The 9,830-nt window shown below is 46.3% G+C and carries 10 protein-coding genes; 2 read left to right on the forward strand and 8 right to left on the reverse strand.

The window, feature by feature from the left end:
* Positions 1–238: 238 nt before the first annotated feature.
* Positions 239–1,600, reverse strand: a complete 1,362-nt coding sequence (rlmD, locus tag NCCP2222_RS16650; RefSeq protein WP_248513506.1) for a 23S rRNA (uracil(1939)-C(5))-methyltransferase RlmD — start codon at positions 1,598–1,600, stop codon at positions 239–241.
* A 431-nt stretch (positions 1,601–2,031) separates the two neighbouring features.
* Between rlmD and NCCP2222_RS20895 the strand changes: the two genes are divergently transcribed.
* Complete coding sequence (locus NCCP2222_RS20895; RefSeq protein WP_375709204.1) at positions 2,032–2,274, forward strand: hypothetical protein; 243 nt, start codon at positions 2,032–2,034, stop codon at positions 2,272–2,274.
* Positions 2,275–2,344: 70 nt separating this feature from the next.
* On the opposite strand, the gene cydS is transcribed toward NCCP2222_RS20895, so the two are convergent.
* Genes cydS through NCCP2222_RS16665 form a run of 3 tightly spaced genes read right to left on the reverse strand, consistent with a single transcriptional unit; the run spans position 2,345 to position 4,877 of the window.
* Complete coding sequence (gene cydS, locus NCCP2222_RS20900) at positions 2,345–2,494, reverse strand: cytochrome bd oxidase small subunit CydS family protein (protein ID WP_375709205.1); 150 nt, start codon at positions 2,492–2,494, stop codon at positions 2,345–2,347.
* A 14-nt stretch (positions 2,495–2,508) separates the two neighbouring features.
* Positions 2,509–3,534 carry a cytochrome d ubiquinol oxidase subunit II gene (locus NCCP2222_RS16660; RefSeq protein ID WP_248513508.1) on the reverse strand — a complete coding sequence of 342 codons (1,026 nt, stop codon included), beginning with the start codon at positions 3,532–3,534 and terminating at the stop codon, positions 2,509–2,511.
* Positions 3,531–4,877 (reverse strand): cytochrome ubiquinol oxidase subunit I, encoded by a 1,347-nt coding sequence (locus NCCP2222_RS16665; protein WP_248513509.1) that lies wholly within the window; start codon positions 4,875–4,877, stop codon positions 3,531–3,533. The genes NCCP2222_RS16660 and NCCP2222_RS16665 overlap by 4 nt, the downstream gene beginning before the upstream one ends.
* Before the next feature lie 359 nt (positions 4,878–5,236).
* Here NCCP2222_RS16665 and NCCP2222_RS16670 point away from each other — a divergent pair, with 359 nt between their 5' ends.
* Complete coding sequence (locus tag NCCP2222_RS16670) at positions 5,237–5,674, forward strand: NUDIX hydrolase (RefSeq protein ID WP_248513510.1); 438 nt, start codon at positions 5,237–5,239, stop codon at positions 5,672–5,674.
* Positions 5,675–5,785: 111 nt separating this feature from the next.
* Here NCCP2222_RS16670 and NCCP2222_RS16675 read toward each other — a convergent pair whose 3' ends face one another.
* The 4 genes from NCCP2222_RS16675 to NCCP2222_RS16690 all read right to left on the reverse strand — a co-directional run.
* Positions 5,786–6,700, reverse strand: coding sequence for a diacylglycerol kinase (locus tag NCCP2222_RS16675; protein WP_248513511.1), 915 nt, complete (start codon positions 6,698–6,700; stop codon positions 5,786–5,788).
* A 79-nt stretch (positions 6,701–6,779) separates the two neighbouring features.
* Positions 6,780–7,349, reverse strand: a complete 570-nt coding sequence (locus NCCP2222_RS16680) for a thioredoxin family protein (protein ID WP_238078808.1) — start codon at positions 7,347–7,349, stop codon at positions 6,780–6,782.
* 121 nt (positions 7,350–7,470) lie between these two features.
* Positions 7,471–8,901, reverse strand: coding sequence for an Asp-tRNA(Asn)/Glu-tRNA(Gln) amidotransferase subunit GatB (gene gatB / locus NCCP2222_RS16685; protein ID WP_248513512.1), 1,431 nt, complete (start codon positions 8,899–8,901; stop codon positions 7,471–7,473).
* On the reverse strand, positions 8,898–9,830 hold a 933-nt coding region (locus NCCP2222_RS16690; protein WP_248513513.1), incomplete at its 5' end, for an amidase family protein. The genes gatB and NCCP2222_RS16690, both read right to left, overlap by 4 nt.

The following is a 9,830-nucleotide window of genomic DNA, read 5'->3' on the forward strand; positions in this document are numbered from 1 at the left end:
AATTAAGACATTCAAAGGTGGATAGTCCCTATTTAGTCATTCTATTTATTATCATATTACCATAAAATAATTCGAAAACTCTCCTCATGTCTATCTAGTAGTCTCTACCCGAAGAAGTATGGTGGCAAGAGCAAAAATTTCCCCCGAACCATTAATCCGAGGGAATAAAAAAATTAACTCAATTAGCACTGACTCAGCCCTACTTTTAGATACCTTGAAAGATGGGATTGATTTTCAATTACAAATCCAGCCACGCTACGCATTCCACATGACTGCTTTGCGGGAACATATCCACCGGCTGTATTTCTTGTGTCCGGTAGCCGCCATCCTCCAAAATACGTAAATCGCGTGCCAACGTTCCCGGATTACAGGACACATAAACGACCCGCTTTGGCTTGTATTTCAAAATTGTAGTTAGTAACTTTTCATCACAGCCTTTGCGCGGTGGATCTACTACGAGAACATCGAACTGTTTTCCTTCTGCATACCAACTCGGAATGACCTCTTCCGCCGCACCTGCCTCAAAATAGGCATTTGTAATACCATTCAATTCTGCATTCCGCTTTGCATCCTCAATTGCTTGAGGAACAATTTCAACGCCATACACTTCCTTCGCCTGCTGGCCAAGGAAGAGCGATATCGTTCCAATTCCACAATAAGCGTCAATCACGGTTTCATCACCGGAAAGTTGCGCGTATTCCAGTGCTTGTCCATACAGGACTTCCGTTTGCACTGGGTTCACTTGATAAAAGGAGCGAGCGGAAATTTCAAACTGAACATCCCCGATTTTATCGATAATGACTGACTTGCCATCCAGATTAATTGTTTCATTTCCGAATATGACGTTCGTTTTGTCCGGATTGATGTTCTGCATGATCGATGTCACTTCAGGCACAACTCTCTTGATCAAATCGACAACGGCCTGCTTTTGCGGAAACTTCTTTTTCAATGTCACGAGAACGACCATAATCTCGCCTGTCGCCCGCCCTTTCCGGACAATCAAATGCCGCAGCATGCCACGATGCGCCTTCTCTTCATAGGCGTCCAAGCCAAGTGCATGCATTTCATGCTTCAGCGTGGACATCAGCTCATCCGCTTCCTCACTTTGTATAATGCACACATCGGTGTCGACGATATGGTGTGTACGCGTTTTAAAGAAACCCGATACGACGTGACCGTTCCTTTCGCTGAAGGGAATCTGCGATTTATTGCGATAGCGCCATGGGTCTTGCATTCCTTTGACAGAATGAACAGGGACATGAGGCAGTTTCGCAATCCGGTCGATGACATCGCGTACTTGCTTTTGTTTTTGCTGGAGCTGTGCTTCATAGGAAAGGTGCTGCAATTGGCAGCCGCCGCATTCCCAGAACACATGGCACGGGGCTTCCACCCGATTCGGCGCTTGCTGTTTCACTTCAAGCAGTTGGGCAAACCCGTAATTTTTCAATGTTTTTCCGACTTTGATTTCCACTTCCTCACCAGGCAGCGCACCTGGAATAAATAGCGGATATCCTTCCACTTTTGCAACGCCTGACCCGTCATGCGTCAAATCCTCCACAGTCACAGTGAGGCGGTCATTTTGATTCACAATAAAAGACATGTCGTTCTTCCTCCACATTTCGTATGTACACAGTGTAGCATGTTTTCATTGAAGGTAAGCAGTTTCTGAACATTTTCTCATGAAGAAAAGGGACAGCTCTCATCTTGTGGAGTAGAGCATTGTCCCTTTTAACGTTTTGAACTTAGCTAAAAATCCCATATGGATGCCCACTTCAATGGTTGCGCGTCCAATGCCTGAATTGTGATCACTGTATTTCCTGCTTCATTTTGGCGCACTTGCCTACTTATTTGGCATGCCGATGCTGTTATTTGGCGTTCTTTGTGCTCATTTGGTGCGTAAGCAGTTGAATTTGGCGAATTCACATGTTGTTTTGGCGAATTTTTCTTTTATTTGGCGCGTTGCTTCATGGTGACTGATGAACGCACGGTTTTTTCTGGTGTTCATCGTATATTGGCGTTCACACCGTTTTATTGGCGTTCCACTCGGGTTCTGGCTTTCAAATCAAGTTTCTGGCGTTCAGCCTGGCTTTCTGGCGTTCAAACCAGGTTTCTGGCGTTCAACCCGATATTCTGGCGTTCAACCCGATATTCTGGCGTTCAACCCGATATTCTGGCGTTCAACTCGATATTCTGGCGTTCAACCCGATATTCTGGCGTTCAACCCGATATTCTGGCGTTCAACCTGCTTTTCCGACGTTCAGCCAGATTATCTGAGTCCAAACAACTCCAACGCCATGCAGGCACGCCACACACAAATCCGCCAATCGGTCACCAGCAAACCCGTTCACTTCTTCGATTTACGTTTTGCCTTTCGTCCTGCGGCGTTGATGATCGCTTCATCTTTCGGGGCAATGAAGAACCCGACGGCGAGGGCGGCGATGAGCACGAGGAAGGGGGCAATGAATATATAGAATTCTGTAAAGGTTATTGGCATGTTTCATCATCTCCTTATGCGTGATGGTCGCTCTTGCCGCGGACGTATTCTTTATTGAAAAGGAATAGCCGCATGATCAGGATGAGCGACGGAATGAGCAGACATAGGCCAAGGATGAACGCGATGACGAGGGCGGTCGCCATGGCCGGGTTGGTAAAGCTGTCGTACAGTGTTAAGTACGGGTACAGCAAGTATGGATAATGGGACGCGCCGTAGCCGAAGAAGGCGAAGGCGAATTGGCCGCCGAGCAGGCCGAATGCCCAGCCATATTGTTTTCGTGCGGCGAGCAGGTAGACGGTCCCCATGAATAAGATGAACGAGATGAGAAACATCGGCCAGAACGTTTGGATGTTCTCGTAATGAGCGGGATTGTGCTTGCGCAATTCAAAAATAATGCCGCCTGCTGTTATTATCGTTGGCAGCGCCCAAATCAGCGCGTATTTCCGGAGCAGGCCGGTTGCCTCGATGTCACCCGCTTTATTGGCATACCATGTAAGGAACACCGCAGAAATGTAAAGTGTTGCAGACAGACTCAGTACGACAATCGACCAAGTCAGCGGACTTGTGAATAGCAGCCAATAATCCAAGACTGGCCGGCCATCGATCATTTCGATAAAACCGCCTTCTGAGATTGTCAGCACGATGGATAAGGAAGCGGGTATGAGCAGGCCGGCCAAGCCGTACATGAATGAATAGCCTTTATGCCCCCTGGCTCCGTATGTTTCAAATGCATAGTACGAACCGCGAACAGCCAGCAGGATGATCCCGAAGCTGACCGGAATAAGCAAAGTCGTTCCGTAATAGAAGGCTGTTTTCGGGAAGAATCCAATAATCCCGACGAAGAAGAAGACGAGAAAAACGTTGGTCACTTCCCAAACCGGAGACAGGTAACGCTGGATGACGTTTGTCAAAATTCGTTGTTTTCCTGTCAGCAGGCTGTAAGCATTAAAGAAGCCTGCTCCGAAATCAATTGCACCTACCATAATGTAGCCGAACAAAAATGTCCAAAGAACCGATATACCGAGAATCTCTAAATTCATCGTACATCACTTCCCCTTTCCGCATGACGGTCTTCCAGTTCACGTTCCACCGGATTTTTGCGGAACATTCTTCTAAGAACGACCACACTGCCGGTACCGAGTACTAAGTACAGGACACAGAATAAAATAAGCATCAGATCTACATGATTGCTTGTCGTCGCTGCTTCCTCGACGCGCATAATTCGGCGCAAAATCCACGGCTGTCGACCGACTTCTGCAAGCCACCATCCGAATTCAATGGCAAGGAATGATAACGGACCGCCTAAAACGATAAGCCAGCGGAACCATCTGGATTGGACGGATTTCCAACCTCTGCGAATGCCGAGCCAGAACCAAGCCGCAAGGAACGCCATCCACATGCCGATCAACACCATGAAGTTGAAAAGAAAATGGATATATAAAGGAGGGCGTTCGTCCTCTGGGAACTGATCCAGACCTATTACTTCTGCTGTCGGATCATTATGCGCAAGCAATGAAAGGCCAAATGGCACTTTTATTGCATATTTCACTTCATCATTTTTCAGAATGCCTAGCAAAACAAGTTCTGCGTTCTCTTTTGTTTCAAAATGCCATTCAGCCGCGGCGAGCTTCTCCGGTTGATATTCTGCCAGATATTTACCCGAAAAGTCTCCGATAATAGCTGTAGCGATGGAGAATACTAAGCCGAGCTTCATTGTTAAGTAGAGTGCCTTTTTGTGATAAATATGGTCGGAGCCCTTCAACAGTCTGAACGCGGCTATTGCAGCAAGAACGAATGCCGCTGTCATATATGCCGTTATGACGACATGCGCCACTTTGGTCGGCATGGCCGGGTTGAACATTGCGATAATCGGATTGATATTAACCAGCTGACCATTAACGATGTCAAAGCCTTGCGGTGCATTCATGAAGGCATTGACGATGGTGATGAATACGGCAGAGAAAGAAGCTCCAATAGCCACAGGTACAAGCAGCAGCAAGTGTTTCTTCTGATTCTCGAATCGATCCCATGTGTACAAATAAATTCCGAGGAAAATCGCTTCAAAAAAGAATGCAAAGGTTTCCATAAATAATGGCAATGCAATTACATTACCGGCAAGCTCCATGAAATTTGGCCACAATAACGACAATTGGAGTCCGATTGCCGTACCTGTCACAACTCCTACCGCCACCGTAATAACGAAACCGCGTGCCCAACGTCTGGCCAGTAATATGTAGTGCTCATCATTTTTCTTAATGCCGACCCATTGAGCAATCATGATCATGATGGGCACACCGACGCCAATCGTGGCATACAAAATGTGAAAGCTCAGCGTCAACTCAGTTAAGACGCGCGAATAGAAGACTGCTTCTTCATTTATCATTTCCCCTGCCCCCTCATCCGAATATTCGACCAAGAATTGAAATGAACATAATGCCTGCGACGATGAACGCGAGCCATATCAACCACTTCTCATGATTTTTATACATAAGATATCAACCACCGTTCTTTATTCATTCGATATCCACTCTTTCTATTTGAAGTCATTCCTTCATATCCTTCCCTCATTTATAGGAAGAATAACTTTCATTTATGAGCTATCTGTGAATAATCTTCGTCCAATCGGGTACAGAACAGGGACAAATGCATGACATCGACAAAAATCATTATAAACAGGACACTTGCGAATCTTTGGAATGTTATGTAGAATGAATTAATTAACTAGTTTGTGAGGTGAGCACAATGGAAGTGAAACGTAAAGTATTAGCGTATATTACGAAAGGCACACAAGACGACCTGAAACTCCTTGTGTTCGAGCAGAAGGATCATCCCGAAGCCGGCGTCCAAGTGCCTGGAGGGACTATAGAGGAAGATGAATTGCTTATCGATGCACTGTACCGCGAAGTGGAGGAAGAAACAGGGATTCCCCGAGACCGTTTGGAATTGGTCGGTAAGCTACACAAAAAGAATCATTACCCTAAAAACCGGGAAGATATTGTATACGAACGCAATATTTTTCATTTGTCCTACATGGGCAATAGCGAGGACGCTTGGGAAAATCATGTTTATAGCGACGGCAAGGACAATGGATTGACCTTCTGCTGCCGATGGGTTCCGTTAAGCCAACTTCCAGATTTGGCAGGACGGCAGGACGAAGCACTTGATTTTATGGATTCATGAACTTATTCTTATTCCCTTCCCTAAAAAGGGGCAAAAAAACCTGCAATCCCTTAGTGGATGTGCAGGTTTTTCATTCTATAATTGGTCAGGCATACTTCAAAATTTCGGCAGTTACGCCCGGTCCTGTTCTCGCAATTCATCATACGGTGCGAACATTTCAATATGGCGGTATAAATTCTCGAATGTAGCAGGCAATGTGCCGCCATATTCGCCATCGAGATTCAGCAATACTTCCTCATCTGACGTCACTTTGATACGCTCAGCGCTCGTTGAAATGACGAGAGGGTCATCCAAATGCTCTCCGCGAAGCGCCAATGAAACAACTCGGATGAATTCGGCGATATTGCATTTTTTTAAGATGAGCAATGTGAACTTGCCATCGTTGATACTCGATTGCGGTGCCAGTTTTTCAAAACCGCCAACCGAATTAGTTAACCCAACAAGGAAAAGCATAGCCTCTTCATCAAACACTTCTCCATCATATTCGATGCGAACAGGGCTGGAGTGGATGGATGGCAACATTTCAATTCCTTTTAGATAATAGGCAAGCTGGCCCAGCATCGTCTTCAGACGGCTTGGCACTTCATATGTCAATTCGGTCAAACGGCCGCCTCCGGCAATATTAATGAAATAACGATTGCCGTTCATCAAGCCGACGTCGACAGGAATTGACTTTCCTTTGATAATAATATCAAGCGCGGCATCGATATCCCGAGGGATGCGGAGTGCCCTCGCAAAGTCATTCGTTGTACCAGTCGGAATCAATCCGATTTTAGGACGGTTCTCGTAGGAGGAGACACCGGCCACGACTTCATTCAACGTCCCGTCTCCGCCTGACGCGATAATCAGGTCGAATCCCCGCTCCACGGCGTGCTTGGCTGCTTCTGTCGCATCCCCTTCGCAAGTCGTCGCATGGGCGGACGTTTCATAGCCGGACTGTTCGAGTCTTTCTAATACTTCAGCCAGATGCTTGCGAAACACTTCTCTGCCCGCTGTCGGATTGTATATAATTCGTGCACGCTTCATCCTCGTTACCTCTCAATTCAACAAATATGATAATAGTCCATCATTCATAAGACGTATCCGGACCATCCGGGTTTCCGACTTATGCCTTTTCCTGCAAGACAGGCATGAATGTTTTTCGCATATCTTCATAAACCGTCAACCAAAGTTCCGGTTTCGATGTATATTCTGCCATTAAGGTCTCAATGAATGCTCTCTGCTTTTCCTCAAATTCCGGATGTTCCTTCGGTGGCAATTGCTTGCGGCGCTCCAACACATCCTGCTGGATAGAAGCTGCCCGCGGTCCCCATTTCGCTGCTACTTCCCCATTGGCATCAAGCAGCAAGTAAATCGGTATGGACCGGCCGCCGTTCGTCAAATGCCTGTCAATCAAATCCGTGTCTTCATCCCGATAAACGGTTCGCACATCCAAATCAGCCGCTTCCGCGATCCTGCGCAAGATGGCATTATTCATCATGGCATCCCCGCACCAGTCTTCAGTAATGACGAGAATTTCCGGTCTTTTTTCCTTCAGCAATTCAATGAACCCATCATCTTGCGGTACTTCGAATTTTTCATATACCCGTTCTGTGTTCTCTTTATGCTTCTCCATTTTAGCCGTATAGTCGGCGAGGGAGATTGCTTCGTCAAAATATTGTTTTTCCGTTTTCATTCTCTCCACACTCCTTTACCCCAGTTTACTGATAGAAACGCCGCGAGGCAAACAACACGTTCAGAAAACGCCCTATGTCTGACTCGGTGAAGCCAACCATAGGACGTCCGTAACATTGCTCTTAGCGTTTATTGATTTCTTCAAGAAGCAGCTTGTTAACAAGCGGTGGATTTGCCTGTCCTTTTGTCGCCTTCATTACTTGGCCGACAAGGAATCCAACTGCCCGGTCCTTACCGTTCTTGTAATCCTCAATGGATTGTTCGTTGGCATCCAGGATTTCTGTAATGACAGTACGAAGCGTACCTTCATCTGAAATTTGGACAAGCCCTTTTGCTTTGACGATTTCAGCTGCGTCTCCGCCGTTCTCGATCAATTCTTTAAATACTTTCTTCGCAATTTTAGAAGAGATCGTTCCATCTGTGATCAATTTGATCATGCTCGCAAGCCCTTCAGGCGTCAAAGCCGTTTCATGCAATTCTTTCTGTTCTGCATTCAGATAAGCGGACACTTCACCCATGAGCCAGTTGGAAGCGAGCTTCGCGTCAGCTCCTGCTTTTACTGTCGCATCGAAGAAATCAGACATTTCCTTCGTCAATGTCAAAACGTGTGCATCATATTCAGGCAAGTCGAGTTCTTGTACATATCTTGCCTTACGAGCATCCGGCAATTCTGGAATCTCCGCACGTACACGGTCCATCCATTCTTGGTCGATGTGGATTTCTGATAAATCCGGTTCATTGATGAAACGGTAGTCGTTCGCACTGCCTTTTACCCGCATTAATACAGTTTGTCCAGTCGCTTCGTCATACCGGCGAGTTTCTTGAACAATCTTGCCGCCCGACAGCAAAATCTTCTCTTGGCGCTCTACTTCATTCGCAATCCCTCTGCGGACAAAGTTGAACGAGTTCAAGTTTTTCAACTCGGTTTTTGTACCAAACTCTTTTTGGCCAAATGGACGGATTGAAATATTGGCGTCACAGCGAAGTGAACCTTCTTCCATCCGAACATCCGATACGCCAGTGTATTGAATAATGGCTTTTAATTTTTCAAGGAATGCATACGCTTCTTCTGGAGAGCGTATATCCGCTTCCGTTACGATTTCGATAAGAGGCGTGCCTTGTCTGTTCAAATCGACAAGAGAATATCCGCCTTCCGTATGCGTCAGTTTGCCTGCATCTTCTTCAAGATGGACACGTTCAATCCGGATTTTCTTCTTTTTGCCTTCTACTTCGATTTCAATCCAGCCGTTTGCTCCGACTGGGCGCTTATCTTGGGAGATTTGGAACGCCTTCGGATTGTCCGGATAGAAATAATGCTTTCGGTCAAAGTTCATGACCGGAGCGATCTCACAGTTCAATGCCATGGATGCCTTCATTCCATAGTCGATCGCACGTTTATTCATGGTAGGCAATGTACCTGGATATGCTAAATCAGTCACATGAATGTTCATGTTCGGCTCTGCACCAAAATGGGCAGGGGCCGGTGAGAAGATTTTTGTATCAGTTTTTAATTCTACGTGGACTTCAAGTCCGACAATTGTTTCAAAGTTCATCGGTTTTGTCCCTCCCCAACTAACGGAGTGCCCGCCTTGAAATCGGACGCTTGCTCAAAGGCATGCGCCACTTTGTAAAGCAATCCTTCTTCGAAGTGGTTCCCAATAATTTGCAAACCAATCGGCAACCCTTCAGCAGCCCCGCATGGTACGGAGATGGCTGGTACGCCTGCAAGGTTAACCGGTACAGTTAAGATGTCATTTGCATAAAGCGTCAACGGATCAAATACGGTTTCCCCTAGCTTATACGCTGTAGTAGCGCTTGTCGGGCCGACAATGACATCATATTTCTGGAAGAGATCCGAGAAATCTTGCGAAATCAAGGAACGGACTTTTTGTGCCTTCACATATACGTCTTCGTACTGGTTTGCACTTAATGCATATGTTCCATATAGAATCCGTTTCTTCACTTCTGGGCCAAACCCTTCAGAACGGGAGCGGAAATAAAGTTCTTTTAGATTTTTCACATTTTCAGGACGGTAGCCGTAACGGATTCCGTCAAATCTTGCCAAGTTGGATGAAGCCTCGCCACAAGCGATGACATAATAAGTAGGCGCACCGTATTTGGCATGTGGCAAATCGACCTCTTCGATAACTGCTCCGAGGGATTCAAGGACTTTTAAGGCGTCACGTACAGATGTTTTGACCGCTTCGTCCACACCTTCTCCTAAAAATTCTCTTGGAACGGCCACTTTCAAACCTTTGATGTCACCTGTCAACGCCTTGCGGTAATCTGGAACTTCTTTTGATGATGATGAGAAGTCACGGTGATCATTGCCTGCAATGACGTTAAGGAGCATGGCATTGTCTTCTACGTTGCGTGTCAATGGCCCGATTTGATCCAAGGAGGAAGCAAATGCGACGAGTCCATAGCGGGATACACGTCCGTATGTCGGCTTCATGCCGACTACGCCACAAAATGCTGCTGG

This window comes from Sporosarcina sp. NCCP-2222 (assembly GCF_023168145.1).
Classification (GTDB): domain Bacteria; phylum Bacillota; class Bacilli; order Bacillales_A; family Planococcaceae; genus Sporosarcina.

What these genes read in the sequence shown, in the direction of transcription:
- rlmD (WP_248513506.1), bottom strand. Translation starts at nt 1,600, where the DNA reads ATGTCTTTTATTGTGAATCAAAATGACCGCCTCACTGTGACTGTGGAG.
- cydS (WP_375709205.1), bottom strand. Translation starts at nt 2,494, where the DNA reads ATGCCAATAACCTTTACAGAATTCTATATATTCATTGCCCCCTTCCTC.
- NCCP2222_RS16660 (WP_248513508.1), bottom strand. Translation starts at nt 3,534, where the DNA reads ATGAATTTAGAGATTCTCGGTATATCGGTTCTTTGGACATTTTTGTTC.
- NCCP2222_RS16665 (WP_248513509.1), bottom strand. Translation starts at nt 4,877, where the DNA reads ATGATAAATGAAGAAGCAGTCTTCTATTCGCGCGTCTTAACTGAGTTG.
- NCCP2222_RS16670 (WP_248513510.1), top strand. Translation starts at nt 5,237, where the DNA reads ATGGAAGTGAAACGTAAAGTATTAGCGTATATTACGAAAGGCACACAA.
- NCCP2222_RS16675 (WP_248513511.1), bottom strand. Translation starts at nt 6,700, where the DNA reads ATGAAGCGTGCACGAATTATATACAATCCGACAGCGGGCAGAGAAGTG.
- NCCP2222_RS16680 (WP_238078808.1), bottom strand. Translation starts at nt 7,349, where the DNA reads ATGAAAACGGAAAAACAATATTTTGACGAAGCAATCTCCCTCGCCGAC.
- gatB (WP_248513512.1), bottom strand. Translation starts at nt 8,901, where the DNA reads ATGAACTTTGAAACAATTGTCGGACTTGAAGTCCACGTAGAATTAAAA.